Annotated in this window: 15 protein-coding genes, 2 tRNA genes and 3 rRNA genes; 10 read left to right on the forward strand and 10 right to left on the reverse strand. The window is 60.4% G+C overall.

Going from position 1 to position 24,562, the window contains the following annotated elements:
- Nucleotides 1-18: 18 nt before the first annotated feature.
- The 10 genes from ACLH0H_RS22070 (at nt 19) to ACLH0H_RS22115 (ending at nt 11,967) form a co-directional block, all read left to right on the forward strand.
- A 16S ribosomal RNA gene (locus ACLH0H_RS22070) occupies nt 19-1,555 on the forward strand.
- An 83-nt stretch (nt 1,556-1,638) separates the two neighbouring features.
- Nucleotides 1,639-1,715: transfer RNA gene (locus tag ACLH0H_RS22075), tRNA-Ile, on the forward strand.
- A 30-nt stretch (nt 1,716-1,745) separates the two neighbouring features.
- A tRNA-Ala gene (locus tag ACLH0H_RS22080) sits at nt 1,746-1,821 on the forward strand.
- 248 nt (nt 1,822-2,069) lie between these two features.
- Nucleotides 2,070-4,961, forward strand: a 23S ribosomal RNA gene (locus ACLH0H_RS22085).
- Nucleotides 4,962-5,118: 157 nt separating this feature from the next.
- A 5S ribosomal RNA gene (rrf, locus tag ACLH0H_RS22090) occupies nt 5,119-5,234 on the forward strand.
- The 16S, 23S and 5S rRNA genes sit together here with 2 tRNA genes alongside, the layout of an rRNA operon.
- A gap of 282 nt (nt 5,235-5,516) precedes the next feature.
- Entirely contained in the window at nt 5,517-7,409 is a 1,893-nt protein-coding gene (gene mrdA / locus ACLH0H_RS22095) for a penicillin-binding protein 2 (protein WP_411379616.1), read from the forward strand.
- Nucleotides 7,410-7,636: 227 nt separating this feature from the next.
- Nucleotides 7,637-8,113 carry an SRPBCC family protein gene (locus ACLH0H_RS22100; protein ID WP_411379617.1) on the forward strand — a complete coding sequence of 159 codons (477 nt, stop codon included), beginning with the start codon at nt 7,637-7,639 and terminating at the stop codon, nt 8,111-8,113.
- A 98-nt stretch (nt 8,114-8,211) separates the two neighbouring features.
- Nucleotides 8,212-10,569 carry a DNA polymerase II gene (locus tag ACLH0H_RS22105; RefSeq protein WP_411379618.1) on the forward strand — a complete coding sequence of 786 codons (2,358 nt, stop codon included), beginning with the start codon at nt 8,212-8,214 and terminating at the stop codon, nt 10,567-10,569.
- A 24-nt stretch (nt 10,570-10,593) separates the two neighbouring features.
- Nucleotides 10,594-11,226, forward strand: coding sequence for a glutathione S-transferase N-terminal domain-containing protein (locus tag ACLH0H_RS22110; RefSeq protein WP_411379619.1), 633 nt, complete (start codon nt 10,594-10,596; stop codon nt 11,224-11,226).
- A 162-nt stretch (nt 11,227-11,388) separates the two neighbouring features.
- Nucleotides 11,389-11,967: a DUF4174 domain-containing protein gene (locus tag ACLH0H_RS22115; protein ID WP_411379620.1), complete on the forward strand. Its 579-nt coding sequence runs from the start codon at nt 11,389-11,391 to the stop codon at nt 11,965-11,967.
- Nucleotides 11,968-12,105: 138 nt separating this feature from the next.
- Here the strand turns inward: ACLH0H_RS22115 and ACLH0H_RS22120 are convergent, their stop codons facing one another.
- Genes ACLH0H_RS22120 through ACLH0H_RS22165 form a run of 10 tightly spaced genes read right to left on the reverse strand, consistent with a single transcriptional unit; the run spans nt 12,106 to nt 24,562 of the window.
- A complete protein-coding gene (locus ACLH0H_RS22120) occupies nt 12,106-13,134 on the reverse strand; it encodes an acyltransferase family protein (protein WP_411379621.1) in 1,029 nt (342 codons plus the stop codon).
- A 43-nt stretch (nt 13,135-13,177) separates the two neighbouring features.
- Nucleotides 13,178-14,587: a lipid II flippase MurJ gene (locus tag ACLH0H_RS22125; protein WP_411379622.1), complete on the reverse strand. Its 1,410-nt coding sequence runs from the start codon at nt 14,585-14,587 to the stop codon at nt 13,178-13,180.
- On the reverse strand, nt 14,587-16,014 hold the full coding sequence (locus tag ACLH0H_RS22130) for an O-antigen ligase family protein (protein WP_411379623.1): 1,428 nt from the start codon (nt 16,012-16,014) through the stop codon (nt 14,587-14,589). Before ACLH0H_RS22130 ends, ACLH0H_RS22125 begins: the two co-directional genes overlap by 1 nt.
- The gene (locus ACLH0H_RS22135) at nt 16,011-17,114 is read right to left on the reverse strand and encodes a glycosyltransferase family 4 protein (RefSeq protein WP_411379624.1); all 1,104 of its coding nucleotides are present in this window, start codon (nt 17,112-17,114) and stop codon (nt 16,011-16,013) included. The genes ACLH0H_RS22130 and ACLH0H_RS22135 overlap by 4 nt, the downstream gene beginning before the upstream one ends.
- Nucleotides 17,105-18,322 (reverse strand): glycosyltransferase family 4 protein, encoded by a 1,218-nt coding sequence (locus tag ACLH0H_RS22140; protein ID WP_411379625.1) that lies wholly within the window; start codon nt 18,320-18,322, stop codon nt 17,105-17,107. Before ACLH0H_RS22140 ends, ACLH0H_RS22135 begins: the two co-directional genes overlap by 10 nt.
- 8 nt (nt 18,323-18,330) lie before the next feature.
- Nucleotides 18,331-19,659, reverse strand: a complete 1,329-nt coding sequence (locus ACLH0H_RS22145) for a GH39 family glycosyl hydrolase (RefSeq protein ID WP_411379626.1) — start codon at nt 19,657-19,659, stop codon at nt 18,331-18,333.
- Nucleotides 19,649-20,839: a glycosyltransferase gene (locus tag ACLH0H_RS22150; RefSeq protein ID WP_411379627.1), complete on the reverse strand. Its 1,191-nt coding sequence runs from the start codon at nt 20,837-20,839 to the stop codon at nt 19,649-19,651. The genes ACLH0H_RS22145 and ACLH0H_RS22150 overlap by 11 nt, the downstream gene beginning before the upstream one ends.
- Nucleotides 20,839-22,830, reverse strand: a complete 1,992-nt coding sequence (locus ACLH0H_RS22155; RefSeq protein ID WP_411379628.1) for a GumC family protein — start codon at nt 22,828-22,830, stop codon at nt 20,839-20,841. The genes ACLH0H_RS22150 and ACLH0H_RS22155 overlap by 1 nt, the downstream gene beginning before the upstream one ends.
- 14 nt (nt 22,831-22,844) lie before the next feature.
- On the reverse strand, nt 22,845-23,621 hold the full coding sequence (locus ACLH0H_RS22160; protein WP_076954720.1) for a polysaccharide biosynthesis/export family protein: 777 nt from the start codon (nt 23,619-23,621) through the stop codon (nt 22,845-22,847).
- Nucleotides 23,622-23,650: 29 nt separating this feature from the next.
- Entirely contained in the window at nt 23,651-24,562 is a 912-nt protein-coding gene (locus ACLH0H_RS22165; protein WP_411379629.1) for a glycosyltransferase family 2 protein, read from the reverse strand.

Raw genomic sequence — 24,562 nt, forward strand, 5'->3', positions numbered from 1 at the left:
AAAAACCCAAAGATGTTTGAACTGAAGAGTTTGATCATGGCTCAGATTGAACGCTGGCGGCAGGCCTAACACATGCAAGTCGAGCGGTAGAGAGAAGCTTGCTTCTCTTGAGAGCGGCGGACGGGTGAGTAATGCCTAGGAATCTGCCTGGTAGTGGGGGATAACGTTCGGAAACGGACGCTAATACCGCATACGTCCTACGGGAGAAAGCAGGGGACCTTCGGGCCTTGCGCTATCAGATGAGCCTAGGTCGGATTAGCTAGTTGGTGAGGTAATGGCTCACCAAGGCGACGATCCGTAACTGGTCTGAGAGGATGATCAGTCACACTGGAACTGAGACACGGTCCAGACTCCTACGGGAGGCAGCAGTGGGGAATATTGGACAATGGGCGAAAGCCTGATCCAGCCATGCCGCGTGTGTGAAGAAGGTCTTCGGATTGTAAAGCACTTTAAGTTGGGAGGAAGGGTTGTAGATTAATACTCTGCAATTTTGACGTTACCGACAGAATAAGCACCGGCTAACTCTGTGCCAGCAGCCGCGGTAATACAGAGGGTGCAAGCGTTAATCGGAATTACTGGGCGTAAAGCGCGCGTAGGTGGTTTGTTAAGTTGGATGTGAAATCCCCGGGCTCAACCTGGGAACTGCATTCAAAACTGACTGACTAGAGTGTGGTAGAGGGTGGTGGAATTTCCTGTGTAGCGGTGAAATGCGTAGATATAGGAAGGAACACCAGTGGCGAAGGCGACCACCTGGACCAACACTGACACTGAGGTGCGAAAGCGTGGGGAGCAAACAGGATTAGATACCCTGGTAGTCCACGCCGTAAACGATGTCAACTAGCCGTTGGGAGCCTTGAGCTCTTAGTGGCGCAGCTAACGCATTAAGTTGACCGCCTGGGGAGTACGGCCGCAAGGTTAAAACTCAAATGAATTGACGGGGGCCCGCACAAGCGGTGGAGCATGTGGTTTAATTCGAAGCAACGCGAAGAACCTTACCAGGCCTTGACATCCAATGAACTTTCCAGAGATGGATTGGTGCCTTCGGGAACATTGAGACAGGTGCTGCATGGCTGTCGTCAGCTCGTGTCGTGAGATGTTGGGTTAAGTCCCGTAACGAGCGCAACCCTTGTCCTTAGTTACCAGCACGTTATGGTGGGCACTCTAAGGAGACTGCCGGTGACAAACCGGAGGAAGGTGGGGATGACGTCAAGTCATCATGGCCCTTACGGCCTGGGCTACACACGTGCTACAATGGTCGGTACAGAGGGTTGCCAAGCCGCGAGGTGGAGCTAATCCCACAAAACCGATCGTAGTCCGGATCGCAGTCTGCAACTCGACTGCGTGAAGTCGGAATCGCTAGTAATCGCGAATCAGAATGTCGCGGTGAATACGTTCCCGGGCCTTGTACACACCGCCCGTCACACCATGGGAGTGGGTTGCACCAGAAGTAGCTAGTCTAACCTTCGGGAGGACGGTTACCACGGTGTGATTCATGACTGGGGTGAAGTCGTAACAAGGTAGCCGTAGGGGAACCTGCGGCTGGATCACCTCCTTAATCGACGACATCAGCTGCTCCATAAGTTCCCACACGAATTGCTTGATTCATTGAAGAAGACGATAAAGAAGCAGCCCGAAATTGGGTCTGTAGCTCAGTTGGTTAGAGCGCACCCCTGATAAGGGTGAGGTCGGCAGTTCGAATCTGCCCAGACCCACCAATTTTGTGTGGGAAACGCCTGTAGAAATACGGGGCCATAGCTCAGCTGGGAGAGCGCCTGCCTTGCACGCAGGAGGTCAACGGTTCGATCCCGTTTGGCTCCACCACTACTGCTTCTGACGTTATGAAAGCTTAGAAATGAGCATTCCATCGTGATGATGGTGAATGTTGATTTCTAGTCTTTGATTAGATCGTTCTTTAAAAATTTGGGTATGTGATAGAAAGATAGACTGGACGTTACTTTCACTGGTAACGGCTCAGGCTAAGGTAAAATTTGTGAGTTCTCTTAAACGAGAAATTCGAATTTTCGGCGAATGTTGTCTTCACAGTATAACCAGATTGCTTGGGGTTATATGGTCAAGTGAAGAAGCGCATACGGTGGATGCCTTGGCAGTCAGAGGCGATGAAAGACGTGGTAGCCTGCGAAAAGCTTCGGGGAGTCGGCAAACAGACTTTGATCCGGAGATGTCTGAATGGGGGAACCCAGCCATCATAAGATGGTTACCTTACACTGAATACATAGGTGTATGGAGCGAACCAGGGGAACTGAAACATCTAAGTACCCTGAGGAAAAGAAATCAACCGAGATTCCCTTAGTAGTGGCGAGCGAACGGGGACTAGCCCTTAAGTGGCTTTGAGATTAGCGGAACGCTCTGGAAAGTGCGGCCATAGTGGGTGATAGCCCTGTACGCGAAAATCTCTTAGTCATGAAATCGAGTAGGACGGAGCACGAGAAACTTTGTCTGAATATGGGGGGACCATCCTCCAAGGCTAAATACTACTGACTGACCGATAGTGAACTAGTACCGTGAGGGAAAGGCGAAAAGAACCCCGGAGAGGGGAGTGAAATAGATCCTGAAACCGTATGCGTACAAGCAGTGGGAGCCCACTTTGTTGGGTGACTGCGTACCTTTTGTATAATGGGTCAGCGACTTATTTTCAGTGGCGAGCTTAACCGAATAGGGGAGGCGTAGCGAAAGCGAGTCTTAATAGGGCGTCTAGTCGCTGGGAATAGACCCGAAACCGGGCGATCTATCCATGGGCAGGTTGAAGGTTGGGTAACACTAACTGGAGGACCGAACCGACTACCGTTGAAAAGTTAGCGGATGACCTGTGGATCGGAGTGAAAGGCTAATCAAGCTCGGAGATAGCTGGTTCTCCTCGAAAGCTATTTAGGTAGCGCCTCATGTATCACTGTAGGGGGTAGAGCACTGTTTCGGCTAGGGGGTCATCCCGACTTACCAAACCGATGCAAACTCCGAATACCTACAAGTGCCGAGCATGGGAGACACACGGCGGGTGCTAACGTCCGTCGTGAAAAGGGAAACAACCCAGACCGTCAGCTAAGGTCCCAAAGTTATGGTTAAGTGGGAAACGATGTGGGAAGGCTTAGACAGCTAGGAGGTTGGCTTAGAAGCAGCCACCCTTTAAAGAAAGCGTAATAGCTCACTAGTCGAGTCGGCCTGCGCGGAAGATGTAACGGGGCTCAAACCATACACCGAAGCTACGGGTATCACGTAAGTGATGCGGTAGAGGAGCGTTCTGTAAGCCTGTGAAGGTGAGTTGAGAAGCTTGCTGGAGGTATCAGAAGTGCGAATGCTGACATGAGTAACGACAATGGGTGTGAAAAACACCCACGCCGAAAGACCAAGGTTTCCTGCGCAACGTTAATCGACGCAGGGTTAGTCGGTCCCTAAGGCGAGGCTGAAAAGCGTAGTCGATGGAAAACAGGTTAATATTCCTGTACTTCTGGTTATTGCGATGGAGGGACGGAGAAGGCTAGGCCAGCTTGGCGTTGGTTGTCCAAGTTTAAGGTGGTAGGCTGAGATCTTAGGTAAATCCGGGATCTTAAGGCCGAGAGCTGATGACGAGTCGTCTTTTAGACGACGAAGTGGTTGATGCCATGCTTCCAAGAAAAGCTTCTAAGCTTCAGGTAACCAGGAACCGTACCCCAAACCGACACAGGTGGTTGGGTAGAGAATACCAAGGCGCTTGAGAGAACTCGGGTGAAGGAACTAGGCAAAATGGCACCGTAACTTCGGGAGAAGGTGCGCCGGTGAGGGTGAAGGACTTGCTCCGTAAGCTCATGCCGGTCGAAGATACCAGGCCGCTGCGACTGTTTATTAAAAACACAGCACTCTGCAAACACGAAAGTGGACGTATAGGGTGTGACGCCTGCCCGGTGCCGGAAGGTTAATTGATGGGGTTAGCTAACGCGAAGCTCTTGATCGAAGCCCCGGTAAACGGCGGCCGTAACTATAACGGTCCTAAGGTAGCGAAATTCCTTGTCGGGTAAGTTCCGACCTGCACGAATGGCGTAACGATGGCGGCGCTGTCTCCACCCGAGACTCAGTGAAATTGAAATCGCTGTGAAGATGCAGTGTATCCGCGGCTAGACGGAAAGACCCCGTGAACCTTTACTATAGCTTTGCACTGGACTTTGAATTTGCTTGTGTAGGATAGGTGGGAGGCTTTGAAGCGTGGACGCCAGTCTGCGTGGAGCCAACCTTGAAATACCACCCTGGCAACTTTGAGGTTCTAACTCAGGTCCGTTATCCGGATCGAGGACAGTGTATGGTGGGTAGTTTGACTGGGGCGGTCTCCTCCTAAAGAGTAACGGAGGAGTACGAAGGTGCGCTCAGACCGGTCGGAAATCGGTCGTAGAGTATAAAGGCAAAAGCGCGCTTGACTGCGAGACAGACACGTCGAGCAGGTACGAAAGTAGGTCTTAGTGATCCGGTGGTTCTGTATGGAAGGGCCATCGCTCAACGGATAAAAGGTACTCCGGGGATAACAGGCTGATACCGCCCAAGAGTTCATATCGACGGCGGTGTTTGGCACCTCGATGTCGGCTCATCACATCCTGGGGCTGAAGCCGGTCCCAAGGGTATGGCTGTTCGCCATTTAAAGTGGTACGCGAGCTGGGTTTAGAACGTCGTGAGACAGTTCGGTCCCTATCTGCCGTGGACGTTTGAGATTTGAGAGGGGCTGCTCCTAGTACGAGAGGACCGGAGTGGACGAACCTCTGGTGTTCCGGTTGTCACGCCAGTGGCATTGCCGGGTAGCTATGTTCGGAATAGATAACCGCTGAAAGCATCTAAGCGGGAAACTAGCCTCAAGATGAGATCTCACTGGAACCTTGAGTTCCCTGAAGGGCCGTCGAAGACTACGACGTTGATAGGTTGGGTGTGTAAGCGCTGTGAGGCGTTGAGCTAACCAATACTAATTGCCCGTGAGGCTTGACCATATAACACCCAAGCAATTTGACTACTCTAACGAGCATCAGATTGCGGTGTGTGAAGACGAGATGAACCGAAAGTTCGACGCTCACAAAACACCGAAAGCTGTCACATACCCAATTTGCTGAAGCGAGGCCATCCGGCCACGACTCAGTACCCGAATTTCTTGACGACCATAGAGCATTGGAACCACCTGATCCCATCCCGAACTCAGTAGTGAAACGATGCATCGCCGATGGTAGTGTGGGGTTTCCCCATGTGAGAGTAGGTCATCGTCAAGATTAAATTCCGAAACCCCATTTGCGAAAGCAAATGGGGTTTTGTTTTGGGCGGTCGAAAATCATACGCAGCAGAAATGGTCTGCAGTATTGCTGAGGAAACTATACATCTTCTTCCACAAACCGATGCCTTTGCAGCCCGTTGAAAATCACGCTCCAGCAGCCCGCTGAAGAAATCGATACAAAGTGTTACTGCATTTTTTGGTATGGTGCAGCACATTTTCAGGGATTGAGCTTTCATCCGCAGGAAGCGGCATCGACCTTCTTCAACGAGATGCTGTAGAAATGCCTGAACCGATACCCATCAAAGATCACGAAAAAGAAAACCGCCTGGTCAACAAGCGCCTCCTCGCCTGCGCGCTGCTAGTGATTGGCATCACCTGCGCTCTGGTGGGGCGTATGTATTTCCTGCAAGTGGTGCAGTACGACTACCACTCCACGATTTCCGAGAATAACCGCGTCCACGTGTTGCCCATCACACCCACGCGTGGGCTGATCTATGATCGCAACGGCGTAGTGCTGGCCGATAACCGCCCCAGCTACAACCTGACCATCACCCGCGAGCGCACCACCGACCTTAAGGCTGAACTGGATGCCATCGTCAGCTTGCTGCACCTGCCCGCCGAAGACCGCGCCGTATTCGACAAGGCGCTGAAACAGGCGCGCCACCCCTTCGTGCCCGTGACGTTGTTCTACGAGTTGACCGAAGAACAGATCGCGCTGCTGGCCGTTAACGAATTCCGTCTGCCAGGGGTGGACGTAGAACCGCAATTCGTTCGCCACTACCCCCTGAGCGCCCACTTTGCTCACTCCATCGGCTACGTAGGACGGATCAACGAGAAAGAATCCAAAGCCCTCGACTCGGTGGAGTACCGCGGAACCCAGTCCATTGGCAAGACCGGTATCGAGCGCTTCTACGAATCCGAGCTGCACGGTCACGTAGGCTATGAAGAAGTCGAAACCAACGCCCAAGGTCGCGTACTCCGCGTGCTCAAGCACACCGACCCGATCCCCGGCAAAAATATCGTGCTGAGCCTCGACGTACACCTCCAGGAAGCGGCGGAAGAAGCCCTGGGCGATCGGCGCGGCTCGGTGGTCGCCCTCGACCCGCAGACCGGAGAAGTGCTGGCCATGGTCAGCAAGCCGAGTTTCGACCCGAACCTGTTCGTCACCGGCATCAGCTTCAAGGAGTATGCCGCGCTGCACGATTCCATCGACCGACCACTGTTCAACCGTGTCCTAAGGGGCCTCTACGCTCCTGGCTCGACCATCAAGCCGGAAGTCGCCATTGCCGGCCTCGACAGCGGTGTCGTCACGCCACAAACCCGCGTATTCGACCCTGGTTATTACCAACTGCCGGATTTCGACCATAAATACCGCAACTGGAACCACAGCGGCGACGGTTGGGTGGACATGGACGCGGCTATCATGCGCTCCAATGACACCTACTTTTACGACCTGGCCCATAAACTGGGTATCGACCGCCTGCACGACTACCTGGCGGAATTCGGCCTGGGCCAGAAAGTGTCGCTGGATATGTTCGAAGAGTCAGCCGGCCTGATGCCCTCCCAGGCCTGGAAGCGCGCAACACGCCGGCAGCCCTGGTTCCCGGGAGAAACCGTAATCCTGGGTATCGGCCAGGGCTATATGCAGGTCACACCTCTGCAGTTGGCGCAGGCCACCGCATTGATTGCCAACAAAGGCGTGTGGAATCGACCGCACCTGGCCAAGACCATCAATGGCGTGCCGCCAGTCGATGAAAACCCCATGCCTAACGTTGTCCTCAAGGACCCGCGCGATTGGGAGCAGGTCAACCATGGTATGCAACTGGTTATGCATGATCCACGCGGCATCGCCCGCGCTGCCGCCCAAGGCGCGCAATATCGCATTGCCGGCAAGAGCGGTACAGCGCAAGTGGTGGCGATCAAGCAGGGTGAGCGTTACAACCGCGAAAAAACCTTGGAACGCCACCGCGACAACGCCTTGTTCGTCGGCTTCGCCCCGGCTGAGCATCCAAAGATCGTGATCTCGGTAATGATCGAAAACGGCGAGGCCGGTGGCCGCGTCGCCGGCCCGGTAGTGCGCCAGATCATGGACGCCTGGTTGCTCGATCAGGACGGCCACCTCAAACCGCAATACGCAACGCCGGCTAAAGCGCCTGGAGATCCGAAGGTTTAATTCAATCCCACCGCTCTACGCCGTGATCGGCACGCCAGGACACATCACGGGCCGTGCAGGTGTGTCCAACCGGTCCTCGTCATAACGCACGCCTTTGCAAAAGCAACTTCCATTCAACGGGCCAGTCATAACCTATTACCGGATCAAGGACGGGGTCATCATCATTGCTTACAACCCCAGGTTGCGCATTGTTTGATGTCGCCTACTGTCAATGGAGGAGGTGACTTATGCACGTATTGGATCGCATAGAACGGAAAGTCCTGCTCAACGCTCCACGTAAACAGGTGTGGGAAGCGCTCACCGATGCCGAAAAATTCGGCCGTTGGTTTGGTGTCGCCCTTGAAGGCAAAGCCTTCGTTGCCGGGCAAACCATCGAGGCGCCGATCACTTATCCGGGATACGAACATGTGGTCTGGAAGGCCAGGATCGAACGTATCCTGCCGCAGACGCTGTTCTCATTCTGGTGGAATCCCTTTGCGGTAGACCCAAACATCGACTACGACAAGGAAACCCCGACGCTGGTGGAGTTCACCCTTGAAGATCGCGCGCCGGGTATCTTGCTGCGGGTGGTTGAATCGGGCTTTGATTCGGTGCCCGGAGTGCGGCGGCAAAAGGCGTACAAGATGAACTCCCGCGGCTGGGATGAGCAAATGAGCAATATCGAAGCTTACCTCAACCAGGCGGGGCCCAAACGGACATCATAATGGAGGGCCGCTGTAGCTGGGGCGAGCGTTAACCTGCTGCATTTGCGCGGATGCCGAGTAGAATCACGCCCTGAAAGCGATTCCTGAGGTGCGGTACGGTGGATTTACAGCAGGGTTTTGTCCTGACCCGGCATTGGCGCGATACCCCGGCGGGCACGGAAGTCAGCTTCTGGCTGGCGACCGACCAGGGCCCGAGGTTTATCCGCCTACCCGTGCAGACCTCGGTGATGTTTATCCCCGAAGCCCATCGCAAGCCACTGGATTGGCTGCTCAAGGGCGAGCGTGATATCGAGCTGCGCCCATTGCAGCTATTGGATTTCCATCACCGCAAGGTGCTGGGCCTGTACACCCGCCAGCATCGCCAGGCCATGGATGTGGAAAAGCGCCTGCGTGCCGCCGGTGTGGATGTCTACGAGGGTGATGTGCGCCCGCCCGAACGCTACATGATGGAACGCTTCATCACCGCGCCGGTGTGGTTCGGCGGTACGCCTGACGCAACTGGCGCCTTGCTGGAGGCGCAGATGAAACCCGCGCCCGATTACCGCCCGCCATTGAAGCTGGTGTCCCTCGACATCGAAACCACCGCCCAGGGCGACCTGTATTCCATCGCCCTCGAAGGCTGCGGCGAGCGCCAGGTATACATGCTTGGTCCGCCGAACAAAGCCGACGCCGTGGACTTCAAGCTCGACTACTGTGACACCCGCGCCCAACTGCTCGAACGCCTCAACCAATGGCTCGCCCTGCACGACCCTGATGCAATCATCGGCTGGAACGTGGTGCAGTTCGACCTGCGTGTACTTCACGAACATGCCCAGCGCCTCAATGTGCCGCTCATGCTCGGGCGTGGCGAAGAGCCGATGGCCTGGCGTGAGCACGGCAGCCGCAATCACTACTTTGCCGCTGCGGCAGGGCGTTTGATCATCGATGGCATCGAAGCCCTGCGCTCGGCCACCTGGAGCTTCGAATCCTTCAGCCTGGAGAACGTCGCGCAAACCCTGCTGGGCGAAGGCAAGGACATCTCCACGCCGTATCAACGCATGGACGAAATCAACCGCATGTTCGCCGAGGACAAGCCCGCCCTGGCGCGCTACAACCTCAAGGACTGCGAGCTTGTCACGCGGATTTTCGAGAAGACCGAACTGCTCAAGTTCTTGCTGGAGCGGGCCAGTGTCACCGGGCTGCCGGCCGACCGTAACGGTGGCTCCGTGGCCGCGTTCACCCATTTATACCTGCCGTTGATGCACCGCCAGGGCTTTGTCGCGCCGAACCTGGGCGACAAACCACCCCAGGCCAGCCCTGGCGGCTTTGTCATGGACTCGCGCCCCGGCCTCTACGAATCGGTACTGGTGCTCGACTACAAAAGCCTCTACCCCTCGATCATCCGCAGCTTCCTGATCGACCCGGTGGGCCTGATCGAAGGCCTCAAGTACCCCGACGACAGCGACTCGGTCGAAGGCTTTCGCGGTGCGCGCTTTTCCCGCACCCGGCACTGTTTGCCGTCCATCGTCGCACGGGTCTCCGAAGGCCGGGAAGTGGCCAAGCGTGAACACAACGCACCGCTGTCCCAAGCGCTAAAAATCATCATGAACGCCTTCTATGGCGTACTCGGCTCCAGCGGCTGCCGTTTCTTCGATACGCGGCTCGCGTCGTCGATCACCCTGCGCGGACACCAGATCATGCGCCAGACTCGCGAACTCGTTGAAGCCCAAGGCTATGAGGTGATCTACGGCGACACCGACTCCACCTTCGTCTGGCTCGGCAGTGCGCACACCCAGGAAGAGGCCAGCCGCATCGGCCGCGCGCTGGTGCAACACGTCAACGACTGGTGGCGCGAGCACCTGCGCACCGCCTTCGGACTGCAAAGCGCTCTGGAACTGCAATACGAAACCCATTTCACGCGTTTTCTCATGCCCACCATCCGCGGCGCCGAGGAGGGCAGCAAGAAGCGCTACGCCGGCCTGGTGGTGCGTAGCGATGGCAGTGAAGAAATGGTCTACAAAGGGCTGGAAACCGTGCGCAGCGACTGGTCGCCCCTGGCGCGCCGATTCCAGCAGGAACTCTACCAGCGCATTTTTCATCGCCAGCCCCATCAGGACTACATACGCGACTACGTCACCCGTACCCTGAGCGGCGAGTTCGATGAGTTGCTGATCTACCGCAAACGCCTGCGCCGCCGGTTGGATGACTACGAACGCAACGTGCCGCCCCATGTGCGCGCCGCGCGCCTGGCAGACGAATACAACGACCGTCTGGGGCGCCCGCGCCAGTACCAGCGTGGCGGCTGGATCAGCTACGTGATCAGCGTCAACGGCCCGGAACCGTTGGAGGTACGTCAAGCGCCCATCGACTACGATCACTATGTCACCCGGCAATTGCAGCCGGTGGCCGATGCGATCCTGCCGTTCGTGAATGACGACTTCAGCACCTTGGTCGGCGGGCAGATGGGACTGTTCTAAAACACGCGTGAAGGAGCAACGCCTATGTACACGCTTTATGGCATCGATGAATCCGGCTCGTGCATGATCGAAATCGCCCTGCAGCGTTGCGCGGTGCCGTGGCGGCGGGTGGACGCGGCGTCTTGGGCGGAGGGTGAGGGCAGTGACGAGCTGGCCCGCATCAACCCGCTCAAACAGGTGCCCACCCTGGTCACCCCCGATGGCGAGGTGCTGACCGAAAGCGCAGGGATCCTGATCCATCTGGGGCTGGCATTTCCGGCCTCCGAGCTGCTGGCCGGCAACCGCGCGCAGATCCTGCGCGGCCTTGTTTATATCGCCGCCAATTGCTATTCGGCGATCGGCATCATCGATTATCCGCAACGTTGGTTGGGTGACGCCGATCAAGCGGTGCAGGCGCAACTGGCTACGGGTACGCGGCGCTATCTGCATCAGGCCTGGGTAATGTTCGCCAATCAATTCGCCGACCAGTTGTTTACCCCGTACAACGTGCCGAATGCGCTGGGGATCATGGCGGCAGCGGTGTCCCGTTGGGACGAGGCGCGGGAGGCATTGAGCGGCCTGACGCCAGGCTTTGCCCAGAGCTTGGCGCGGGTGGATGCCGACCCCATCGTCGCGCCCGTATTTGCGCGGCATTGGCCGCAGTGGAAGGTCTTATGATGTCTGCGTAATCAGTGGAAACAATGCAGTCGCACCCAGAAGCCGCTGCGTAGCGGGCGTCCTGAGCTACGCTTTCTTAGAGTGGTGTAGGAATCATCCTTGAATTTGACGGTCGCAGACATGAAACTCAAGAACCCTGCATGGAATTCAAAGGAGGTGCGCATGCTCATCCGGTCGCTGACCCTGGCTACCTTGATGGCTTTTACGGGGCCGCTGTTGGCTGCTGATGATATCAACCCGCTCAAGCAGGACTTGGGCAAGGCCCGGCCGCTGGTAGTGGTTGAGCTTGATTCCGGCAACGACACCTTGGCGACCCTCAAGAAACAGTTGGACGAGCCTGCTACCAAGCAGTCCTTTGAAGAGCGAGCCATGGTGCTCTACACCGTGAAGTTCGGCAGCATTGGAGCCGAAGGGGAGAAGTTCGCCAAGGACCCCAAGGACAATAAAAAGCTCACGCCGCCGGAAACCAACGCACTGATCCGCGCCCTCAAACTCGGTGCCGGCAGCGGTACCAAAGTGATTCTGGTGGGCAAGGACGGCGAGAAGAAACTCGAGAAGACCGTACCGCCGGATACGCTCGACCTGAAGGAGTTTTTCAGCACCATCGACCAGATGCCGATGGCTGAAAAGGAAGCGGCCGCCGCCGCAGAACCCGAACCCGCCGCTCCCGCTCCCGCTCCCGCCAAAGGCGCCAAGCCAGCCAAGCACGGCGCCAAGCCAGCCCAGCAACTCGACGACTGAAATACAGAACCAACTGTGGGAGCGGGCTTGCTCGCGAAAGCGGAGTGTCGGCCAATATATGTGTGACAGACATACCGCTTTCGCGAGCAAGTCGAATCGTCGCACCGCCGCTCCCACATTGAATCTCCTCCAGTGCTATCAGGTTGCAGCGTTGGCTCCCGTCGCCTTACGCACCGGAAACGGAAAGTAGAAAAACCGCAAAAACCCCACCCGCTTGATCACTTCCCCGATCAACAACGGCACCACCACCGCCACCACAAAACCGACACACGCCGCGACAAATGCAGGCAGCCCCACACGCTGCATCAGGTCAAAGGTCTTGTGCTGAATCTCCCCATGAAAGATCAGCAGGATCAGCGTCGACTGGCCGATATAGGTCATCACTCGGGTGATCAGCGCCGAGGCCATGAGCACCCGCGACAACGCCCAGCACGCATACACGCCAATCGCCGCCAATAGGCTGGTCCACAGCCAGTGATCGTAGCGTCGCTGCGCGAGGTCCATGGTGTCGCCTCGGTAGACAAACACCGCGGTGAAGAGCACGGCCGATACCAGCAGGGTCAGCACTGAACCCGCATGGGCGCGCAGCCAATGGCGTAGCAGGTAGCCATAGACAAAGCAGCTGCCACTGATCAGCGTGATATCCAGGCTGAACGGCAAGCCTGGCAACACCCAGGTGTGCCCGCCCAGCGTGACCGGCAGTTGCCAGAACCAGGGCAGCATCCAGATGCCGATCAGCAATGGCATCAGCATCGCCAGGCAACTGACCGCCAACGGCAGGCGCGCGATCAAGCGCAGCACGACCCAACCGAACAGGATCGCCACCCAGAAGTGCGGCAAAAACCAAAGCGCCTGCCAGGGAATGGTGTTCACCGAGGCATACAGCACGCCGCCGATATCCGGCAGCAGCGGCTGGCCGCGCAGGATGCTGCGCACGATCACATAGGTGAGCATGGTGAAGAAAAACGGCTTGAGCAGGCCGTCGGCCTTGCGCACCGCCATTTCCACGAAAGGCTGTTCAGGCTTGAAAAAGACCCCGGACAGAAAGAAAAACAATGGCAGTACAAATGACGCAAGCAGCGGGTAGAGCACGTCCGGTGAGGACGCGACAAACCAGCTATGGGCATACACGATCACCAGGATGCCGATGCCTTTGGCGATATCCATTTGTATCCAGCGATTTTTCACCTGCGTGTCCCCAATCGATCATTCATATTTTGCGCCACGGCTTGAGCCACAGGCCCATGCCCAGCAACACCGTGGCGCCGGCCAGGGTACTCAGCCCCAGCTGCAGCCATACGCCCTCAACCCGAAACAGTGCCAACACCGCCGCGCCCATCAGCACCGCGCCGAGCAACCAATGCCGCGCCCAGGGCAGGGCGTCGAGCAAGGCTTGGCGCTGCATCAGCAGCAACGCGGTGCAAATCACCCCCGCCAACGCAGCCATGGGGATACCGGCCAGGCCGAACACAAAGGGCAGGGCGCCGAGTAGCAGCACATTGACCAGGCTACCGAGCAACTCGCAGCGCAGCGGCTGGCGCGTATCGCCGGCAGCGTAGGCGTAACGCGCGAGCAAGGCGTTCCAGGCGCCGAACACCAGCGGCACCGCGAACCAGGCCAGCAGCAGCGGCAACGGCGAGTCCGCCGATTGCTTGGGCAGCAGCAACGCCACCAGGCTCGGGGCCGCCGCGACCAGGCCGACGCCAGCGGGCAGGGTCAGCATGCTGGCGGTTTCCAGGCCGCGCTTGAGCAGGGCCAGGCGCTCATCACCCTGGCGGCGGCTCATCATGCCCAGTAGCACCTGGTTGAGGCTCATCAGTGCAATCAGCGGCAGGTTCATCAACTTGCGCGCCAGGTTCACCCAGGTCACCGCACCTTCTCCCAGCAACGACGCCACCAGCCGCTCGACCAGCGCCAGGCCTTGGCTCGCGCCATTGCTCAACAACAGCGGGCCGATGCGTTGGCCCAGCTCCCGCAGCGGCGCCCACGACCACTGCCAGCGCCACGGCCGCCAACCCAGGTGCCACATCGATGGCAGCAGCGCCAACGGCATCAGCAGGCTGCCGGCCAGACACGCCAGGGCCAGTGAATGCGGCTGGCTGGCGGTGCCGGCCAGCGCGAGGTAGGTCACCGGCGGCAGGTTGAACAACAACGAACCCAAGCCCGCCAGCACAAACCGCTCGCTGGCCTGCAGCGGCACGCTGAACAACGCATGCAGCATCAGCCCCGGCACGCACCAGGCGACCACCTGCAAGTTACGGCTGGCGAGCGCCCGGGCACCGTCCGCCAAGCCCGGCCCGAGCAGTTGCACCAGCCACGGCGCCAGCAGCGTCAGCAGCAGGCTGATGACCAATGCAATCAGCAGCAGCGCCGCAAACAACACCGCCAGCCAGCCCAGCCGCTCGTCGCGCTCGCGCGCCAGATACAACGGCAGCGCCGCCGCGCTCAGCACGCCGCCGGCCAGTGACATGCGCAGCGCCTCCGGCAAAAACACTGCGATCAGGAACGCATCGCTGCGCTCTCCCGCGCCCCAGGCCGCCACCAGCAGCCATTCACGGGCGAAGCCCAGGCACAATCCCAGCAGCGTCGCCAGGGTCAGCCAAACGGCGGAGCCGAGCATCAGGGCTGTGCGCCATCAAGCTGGGGTTTGTGATACGCCACGCGGTTCACCTGGGGCAGGCGCGCCGGAAACAGTCGGCGTGCCTCCAGCACGTTGATCCCCACCATCAGCCAGAACAACGCGACCATCACTACCGCAAAGCTGAAGTAGTGGTCGAACAGGCCACTGACCAAGGCCGAGAGAATCCCGGCGGTGGTGCCCAGCCACAGCGCATTGTCCTTGGTCAGGCGAATCGGGCCGCTTTGCGGGCGCGCTTCCCGCCACCAGCGCAGGGTCACCGCCACAAAGAACAGCATGCCGACGATGCCGGTCTTGTAGATGAAGTTGAGCCACAGGTTAGAGATGCCCAGCAAATCCGTGCCTGGCACCGGCGGATCAACCTTGAAGCCGATGCCGAACGGATACGCCAGCACCGCCTGGGGAAACATGCGGTACTCGTCGAAACGCACTGCGGTACTGGCGTTGTCCGACGAGAATATCGTCGCCAGGCGTTCCTGCAACGGCGGGTAAGCCATCACCAGCGCCACCGTCAGCGCCGCGCCGATCATCAGCAGGCGGCCGGTGTAGGGCACCCGGCGCGTGGCCATCCACATCAGCACCAGTGCCAGGCTGACCATCGCACCGCGGCTGCTGGCCAACAGCAAGGCCGCTGCGCCCAGGCATGCCACGCTCAGGCCCAATGCGCGTTTCCAACCCTGCTCGGTCATGCCGAAGCAGAAGGCCAGGGGCAGCAGCAACGCCATGATCCCGCCGATGGCATTCGGGTGCATCCACGGCGAACCCATGCGCGAAGACATGGCCTCCAGGCCGAATTTCAACATGTCGAAGTTGCCGTAGTTGAACAGCGCCAGAATCGGCGCAATGCCGGCCCCGGAGCGCGTGCGCACAAACACCGCGATCGACAGCACCAGCATTGCCAGGCTGCCCAGCAGCAAGGCGATCACCAGCGCCTCGCGGTGTTTGTGGTCCACCAGCAATTTAGCGCAAAGAAATACCGACGACAGGCTCAGCAGCCAGCGCAACCAGTTGGCCACACCGCTGGTGTCGGCGTGCACACTGACCTGGCCAACGATAAACGGGAACACGCTGAACAGCATCAGCCACAACAGCATCTGGTCGGTGGGGCGCAGGCCCAGGCTTGGCGTATCGGGCAGGCGCGCGATGAAGCTGTGCCACAGCACCGCGCCCCAGGTCAGCGCCAGGATCGCTTCGCTGACGGTACTGCGAATGCCCAGGTTGACCGTGGAGTACGGCATGAACGTGGCGACCAGGGCAAACAGCACCAGGCCCCAGAACGGAAACCGCAGGACAGTCACCGCTCCAGCCAGGCCGACCACGGCGAGGAATGCCTTGGCCGGCGACAGCAACAGCGCGAGGGCGCCAAACAGCAGGCCGAAGAGGATCGCGACGAGGCTGGTCAGGTTCATTTGAGTTCCTCGATCAGTTCGGCCAGGCGCCTGCGATAGGCATGATGGTTGAAGCGTTCCGCCCACTGCCGGCGTTGCGTGGGCGAATCTTCATCGGCGCGCTCGCCCAGACCGATCATCAACTGCGTCAACGCCGGGCCATCGGTGGGCGAGAAGCGCGGCGCCGACGGCGGGGTGATTTCATCCAGCGACGTGCCGCTGGCCACCGCCACCGGGGTGCCGACGCTCAGGGCTTCGATTACCGGCAAGCCGAAGCCTTCAGCGTACGACGGTTGCCACAGGCGTGACGCCTGGCGGTACAGCGCATGCAATTGGGCATCCGACACACCGCTCAGCGCGCGAATCCCCGGCAGTGTGCGCTGGGCTTCGGGCAAATGCTCCAGGCTGCCCACCAACACCAGCTCCGGCACGCCGGGCGACTGGCGCCGCGCCTGCTGCCAGGCCTGCACCAGGAACGGCACGTTCTTGCGCAGCTCGCGGGTACCGACCAGCAACCAATAGCGCTCGGGCAAATCGTGGGCACTGAGGTCTGCGGCCAGTTCGGAAAAGCCATCGACCTGGTTGGGCAGCACCCGGATCTTGCCTGCAGCCTTGGGAAACAGCCGCGCGGTTTCGTCGGCGCTGTACTGCGACGGTGTCCATACGCGGTCGGCGCTGTGCACCGCATAAGCAATCGACAGGCGATCGCTGGTCTTGTAGATCAGCGCCTTCAACCGGTTGGCGTGGTAGTTGTCCAGGGTGATCTGAAACAGGTCGTGCAATAGCACCACACTGCGCAGCCCTTTTGGCTTGGGGGGCAGTGGCAGGCCCATGTTGAACGTGCTGATGTACAGGTCGATGCGCTGTTCACGCAGGGCGCGCGGCAGGAAACCGGCCTCGAAGCGCAGACGATTGTGCGGCTGGTGCATGGCGGTTTTCGCGCAGCCCCAGTCCGGGCAATGCGCCTGCAAACGGCTTTCATCGCCCAGGGGCGCCACGGTGAACCGCTCAAGCTCGATGCCCGGCAGGCTGTATAAGGCGCTTTCCAGCGCGTACACCTGGCGGCTGATGCCTGACTGCGGCGAGGTGCCGACGGTGCGGTAATCCAGGCCTACACGCATGCGGGCTCCTTTTGATTCAACGGTGAAAGGGTCGCGTACACCTGCTCAAGCTGGCTGGCGGCAACGCTCCAGTCATGGGCGCGGCGCACATAGGCGCGGCCCGCTTCACCCATGGGCGCGGCGGCGTCGGGAAATTGCAGCAAACGCACCACGGCGTCCGCCAGGCTCGTGGCGGTTTGCCCGCCAAGGTAGTCCAGGCCTTCCACCAGGTCCAACCCCGATACGCCTTGCTCGGTGCTCGCCAATGGCAGGCCGGCTGCCAGCGCTTCCAGCACCTTGAGCTTGGAACCGCCGCCATGGCGCAACGGCGCGAGGAACACTGCACAGCTGGATTGCAGGTTCAGCAGGTCCGGGACAAAACCTTGCCATTCTATGCGCGGGTCCTGCCAGCGCTCGCGCCAACGGGCGGGCATGCCGAAACCACAGACGCTCATGCGCGCATCCGGGCAGCGCTCCCAGACCTTGGGCAGGATCTCATCCAGGGCCCACTCGATGGCGTCCACATTCGGCGCGTATTCATAGTTGCCCAGGAACAGTACGCGACGCGTCGACGGGTCGGGGCGGGCGGCAGCGAAGTGATCGCAATCCACGCCGTTGACCACCACCGACACAGGTTTGCCGGCGATTTTTGCCAGCACCTGCGCATCGCTCTGGGTCACCGCCACCACGTGGTTGGCCTGGCGCATTACCCGCCGTTCCCAGCGGGCGTAGCGCCATTGATCGTAGCGAATGAACGGCAGCGCCCAGTTCGGCAAACGGTCGTAGGTCGCGGCGCCAAGGGCTGATTCGACGTTGTGCTCAGTCAGTACAAAGGCCTGGGATTTACGTGCCAGGGCAGCTTCGTACGGCTGGAAACTGTAGCTGTGTTCGATCTGCACCACATCCCACTGCTCGCCCAGCAACCCATTGAACGTCTCCTGCAATTGGCCTGACAGGCCATTCACACTGGCGAGCAATGGGTAGGGCGCAAACAGCCCGGCCAGCAGGGTCGTGACGCTGCGCAGCGGGCGGCGCGGCAGGACGATCAACTGCTCGAGAAACGCTTCCAGCACCTGGCGGTCTGCCGGTGACACCGGGTGCTTGTCATGCAGCAATAAAGTGATCCGATGCCCCCGCGCGGCCAGGCTGCGCAGCAGGTGGTACTGGCGCGTCTTGCCGCCGCTGGTGGCGGGCCAGGGTGAGTAGGGCAGGATCCATAAAATGCGCATGGCAGGCCTCAGTCCCATAACAGAATTTGCAGGTTCGATTTGACCGGTACGGTCAGGCCGTCGGTACCGCTCACCGGGGTTTGCGTGCCGCGCAGCGGGTCGTACAAGGTGGCGCTGGCCAGGCCCGGCAAGTGCGCGCTGCCGCCTTCGGCCGACCAGAAGAACCACAGTTTGCGGCCGTCGGCGCGGGTCCAGCCGATGCTGAACAGGCCGTCGGGCAACTGGTCGGCCACGGGCGGATCGCCGGGCGTCAGCTGCGGCCCGCTGACTTCGAGGAAATTTTTCAGCGCGGTGTAGGCGGGCTTGGGGTTGGCGTCGATGTCGAGCAAGCCGTATGACTGGTCGCGCACGCTGGCGCGCTGGTCGAGGTCGCTCAGGGTGAACAGGAAAATCTTGTCGTAATCCATCGCGCTCATCAGCGCCAGGCGCCGCACGATGTAATCGGCCTGGCCTTGTAGCGTGATGATGTCCTGGGCATCCTTTGGCCCGGTGTAGGTCGACCAGCCCCACTCGGTGCTCCACAGGGTTCGCACTCCGCCGTTGCGCAGGGCCTGGTTGAGCTGGGTGGTCTTGGCGATGAAATCCAGGTTGGCAGGGTCGTTGCCTTCGGGCAATTGGGTGTAGGGGTGGTAGGAAATAATTGTGTTCAGGCTGGCCACGCCGAGTGCGCCCAAGGCATCGAACATGGTCTGACCGTTGGGCATTTCGCTGAAGAAAGCCATGCCGGCGGCGACCACGGGTTTATCCGGGTTCACCGCGCGCAGTGCGCTGGCCGTGGCGCTGAGCAGCGCGGCGAAGCCGGCCGGGTCTGCGGCCGGGCGCCAGAAGCCCAGCAGGTTCGGCTCGTTCCACACTTGCCACGCGTCGACGCTGGGGTAGCGCTGGGACAGCAGTGCCATACGGTTGGCGAACACCGCCGGATCCTTGGGCGGGTACTGGTCCTGATAAGGCGCACGCGGCGGCGCGGTGGTGGCGAAGGGCGCCGAGCCCACCAGATAGAACACCGACTTGAGCTGGTTGTCCTGCAACTTGCCGACCAACTGGTCCAGGGTCGCGAGCTGGTAGTGGTGCTCGGTCGGCTCCAGCTGATCCCAGTGCAGGTCCAGGCGTACCCACTCCAGGCCCAAGGCCTTGAGGCGGTCGATCTGCATCTGATAACGCGCGGGGCTGAACCACAGGAACTGCGCATTCACCCCCAGAAAATCCTTCCACACCACCACCTTGCTGCCCTTGAGCACATGGTTTTCGGCGTCGGCCGAGCGGCCCCAGAAAAACGCGCTCAGGCCCAGGGCGGCGACCACTGCAACGCTGGCGAGGTAGGTTCGTTTACGTGCCATAAGGCGCCCCCGCGATGGCTTGCTTAAAAAGTTGTTTGAACTGCTGCGCGGTCAGCGGCCATAGCCGTTCGCGACCGATCTCGCCGGCGCGCTCGGCCCAATTGCGCGCCAGCACCGGGGTGCGTGCCAGGCGCAACAGCTGCGCGCTGAGCGCCGCCACATCGCCTTCTGGGTAGATGGCGCCGTTACCGCTGGCGACTTCCTCGGCAAACGCGCGCGCATCCGAGGTAATCGCGCCGCGCCCACAGGCGGCGGCCCAGGACAACGCCCCGCTGGTGCCGCGTTGACGCCCCAGCAGGCCGAGTTTTTTCGATTCGCGATACGGCAGCACCATCACATGGTGGGCCTGGAGGGTACTGGCGATTTCATCGGCCGGCAGGTTCAGCCGCCAGTCGATGCAACCGGTCAGGCCCAGGGAGGCGATCTGCGCGTTCAGCTGCTCCAGGTAGTTACCGCCCGCGCCAAACGCCATTTCCGCGGCGGTGCCACCGGCCAGGGTCAGGCGCACGCGGTCGCGCAATTCAGGGGCCTGCTCGAACACATTTGCCAGCGCCTGCACCAGGTCTTCGATGCCTTTGCCGCGGTAAATGAAACCGAAGTACAGCAGGTGCAGCGTGTCGAGCGACGGCAGCGGTACCGATGCAATGTCCAGGTTCGCATGGTTGATAACCGCCACTTTGCTGGCGGGCAAGTGCATGCGTTGGCGCAGGCAGTCAGCGCCGAGACGGGTGAGGGTCACCAGCCGGGTCAGCCCCTTGGCGACCTGGCGTTCTTCGCGCAAGGTCAGCGGGTCGGCCAGCACCACGGCCGCCTGGGGCAGCGGGCCAGGCAGGCGTTCGAGCAGGTTCAGCGGAAACGGCAGATGTTCGCGCCGCCACACGATGCGCTCGGGGTCATGCACGGTGGCGGTCAACGGCAGTCGGGGGTAAGCCTTGCGCAGCTCACGCAGGGCCAGGAATTCCCCCAGCCGCCCGCCACCCAACTCGGCGTGCACCAGGTCCACGGCTTGCCAGTCAAACCCACTGATAGCCTGTTTGATCGCCTCGCTATTGCCCGCCACGCCGGCCAACGGCGTCAGCACCTTCACACCCACTTGTTCCAGCGCCGTGCGGAAGTGATTCGCGTAGTCGGCGATCCCGTTTTTTTCCGGCGGCAGGGGGGCGAGCAGGGCGATGCGCATCAGATTGCCCCCCGGTATTTGCCAATGGTCTGCAGTACCTTGCCTGGTACCTCAAACTTGCGACGGTTGATGATGATGCCGTCCACCTTGCCGAACGCGGTGTTGAGGATCGACAGCGCATGCTCCACCACCGGCACGGTACTTTTGCGCGCTTCCACCACCAGGCCGATCAGGTCGGCGCGACGCAGGGTGACAAACGCGTCGCGGTTGGCCAGCAGGGCCGAGGCATCCAGCAGCACCACTTCGCCAGGCGCAGCGGCTTCCAGCCCGCCGACCCGCACATTTACACCGTTCTCATGCAGCAACTGGCGCAACTGCTCCACTACAAAGGTCACGCCTTCACCGTGGCGCGCCGAGGTCAGGCCCAGCGTCAGGCCCTGCTCGGCGATGCGGGCGGGCTGCAGCAGGCTGTACAGCCGGTAGATACTCGCATTGAACGCGTTAGCGCTTTGCGCGGTGCTGGTGTCCAGCTCCGGCAGGGTGGTCCACAGTGGCAGGCCGAACTTGCGCTCCACCAGGCCACCGTCGTGGATACGCTGGTCGAGCAGGTAGCACAGGTAGATCACCAGCAGGCCGACGACGATGGCAAACGGCACCGCCAATATCAGCATCACCAGGGTTTTGGGGAAGATGCGGCCCGGGTTCAAGGTGGCTTCTTCGATCACGGCGATGTTGCTGATCTGGCTGTTGTCCAGTTCTCGGTCGATGCGCGATTTTTCCAGGTTGTCGACGTACAGCGCATAGTTGCGCTCGGTGGTGCTCAGCTCGCGAGAAAGGCGCGTCAGCTCCGGCTCGATTTCCAGGGCTTCCTTGCGCTGCGCTTCCAGGTTCACCAATTGTTTTTGCTGTTGGACCAGCTGGGTGCGCAGCGCCAGGTTGTTACTGGTTTCATCCAGCAGCACACGCTGCAAGTGGATTTCCAGGGTGTTCGGCGCACGGTTCTCCGAGGCCTGCACCGTGTTGCTCTCATTGGCGACCTGGACCTGCATCGCACGAATCGATGCATCCAGGGCTTTGACCGGCGGCGCATTGTCGGTGTAGGTGCGCATCATGTCGGCCTTTTCCAGCAGCTTCTGGTTCAGCAGCCGGCGCAAATCCTGCTGCTGCGGGTTCAGTGCGATCTGGCGCACCGTGGTGACTTCCTTAGGCTGGCCCTTGAGTTGACTGCGTGTGCTCTGGATGGCGCTGTCGGACGAGGCGATCAGGCGCGTGGTGTTGAAGGTCTCGCCGCGCAGCACGTTGATGCGCTCGGACAAGTCTTCCAGGCGGTCGGTGATGCTCGCCGCGCCGATCTCGTTCAGGTGCGTGAGAATTTGCTCCTTGTAGCTCTTGATCTCGGTGGCGCTGTTGGCCACCTGGCCCTCGTAGAAGGCGTACAGGCTCTTGCGTCCAAGGGCCTGGGTGCGTTCGTCGATGTAGGTCTCGACCCAATCCTTGACCACGGCCTGGGCCATTTGCGGGTCGCCCCACGTGAAGCTGATGTCCATCACCGTGGAACCAGCGGCGTGGCTCACTTCAAAGTTCTTTTCCAGGGCGGCGGCCAGGCGTTCCACCGGGGTGGTTTTTTCAACTACGCCGACGGTTTCCAGTACCACGCGAATACCGTCGAACACCGCGCCCACGCCGCTCTTCACGTAATATTTGGTGCGCTTCCAGAAGCCCTCCGGCGGCGGCGCGTTCTCGATGACTTCCAGGTAGTGCTCAGCCACCGCGCGCACGATCGGGCGACCGGTGAGCAGGCGCTCTTCGTCGACAATCGGGTCACGCTGGGTACTGGGCATCACCAGCGCCTGGCGGTTGCTGATTTCGATCGGCAAGGTCGAATCGCGCCCCGGCTTGACCAGCAGGCGCGCGGTGGACTCGTACTTGGCCGGCAGCAGGAACGCCCCCAGCAGGATGATCACCAGCGCGGCAATCGCCGCCAGCTTGAACTCCTGGCGAAAGATGAAGAACAGACGCAGCAGATCACGAAAAGAACGGATCTCGATCATGGGATGTCGCTCCTTTAATTAGTGCCGCCGCTGGTGCGGGTGTAGTTGTAGCCAACCCCGATGGACTTGGTGAAGGGGATCAGTTGGTTCAGGTAGGTATCCACGCCCTGGATACGTTCACCCACGTTGGATTTGGGCACGAACACCACGTCACCGCGCTGCAGGCGCACGGGTTTTCGCCCGTTGGCACCGGTCTTGAGCAACTGGCTGAAGTCCAGGAAATAAGCGCGATAGGCGCCTTGGGCGTCCTCGCGCAACAGCGCGACCATGCTTGCATTACCGGCCGGGCTGACTCCGCCGGCGCCGATAATCGCCTGCTCCAGAGTGTTGGCCGTGGCGATCTGCACCGCCGTCGGGTTGTTCACCGCGCCGCCGACGATCACCGAGTTGGCCGGTGCCTGGTTGATGTTCACCGTCACACGCGGCTCGCGGTAGACCGGCGCGAGCTTGTTGCTCAGCTCCGCCGCCAGTTCCGAAGGTTGGCGACCGGCCACCTGGATCGGTCCCAGGAACGGGTAGTTGATCATCCCGTCGGTCTGCACCGTGTACAGCGTCAGCTCGTAGATGGTGCTGACGTTGAACGCCGACAGCGTCGGCATTTCGCCGGCATCGCGCACGATGCGCAGCTGGTCGCCCACGCGGATGCGCTCCACCGCCGGCGGCAGTTGGGCCAACTGGTCGAGGGCGCGTTTGCCTTCCTCGACGGTTTTGCCGTCCGGCGGGACGATGCGCGCCGGCGTATTGCAGGCGGCCAGGGCCATCATGGCCACGACGAGCAGGGTTCGTTTCATCAAGGGGGGCTTCCTGTGGGTCATGATGCTCACTTCCAATAACCGGGAAACATGCTGATACGCCGCTTCAGGCCCAACGGCAGGCGGCGCTCCAGATGACCCAGCCGATAGCCGAGCCATTTGAATGCACTGCGCACCAGCACTTCGGGAACGCGGTGCAAGGCGCCGGCCTTGCGCAGGGCGGCGAGTTCAGCCAGCACGTAGCGCTTGCCTTCGCCACCCGCGTCGCCAAAGGCCTGCTTGATCCACGGCTCGCGGCCGTAGAACACGCCAATGTCGAAATAGCGGTGAAACTCATCCAAGAGCTTGTAATCGTGGGAGTGATGCACCAACGCCGTGGCGGCGTAGCGCACGTTGTAGCCTTCAAGCAGCATGCGCGCCGCGACAAAGGCGTCTTCGCTGCCGATCACATCCGCCGGGAAGCCGCCTACTGCCTGCAGCGCACTGCGCCGGTACACCGAAAACGAGTCGGAACTGAAGCAGGTCTTGATCCCCAGTTCCGCTGCGTCGGCCAGGCGCTTGCTGCGGCTGTGCTCCGGGTAGTTGAAGTGCCGTGATTGCGCGCCCAGCACACCGGCATCCGGGTGCGGCAGTTGGCGACCGTAGGCCACGCCGTTGAGCGGGTCCTGCTGCAACTCGGCGAGCAGGTTGGCGAAGGTTTCCGGGGTGGCGGGAATCGCGTCCTGGGTCATCACGATCAGCGCGTCGCCGCCCACTTGTTCGCTGGCCCAGCGCCGGGTGCCGCCATGGTTGAAATCGCGCGCGTCGATCACCTCGACCCGTGCGCCGAACTCACGAAAGCGTGCCACGGTGTCATCGCTGGAGGCGCTGTCCACCACCAGCATCTCGTCAGGTTGCAGGGTTTGCATCTCCAGTGCCGGCAGCAGGCGCGCCAGGTGGCTGGATGCGTTACGGGTCGGGATGATCAGGGACGTGCGCAT

The organism is Pseudomonas sp. MPB26 (assembly GCF_046605355.1).
GTDB lineage: Bacteria > Pseudomonadota > Gammaproteobacteria > Pseudomonadales > Pseudomonadaceae > Aquipseudomonas > Aquipseudomonas cedrina.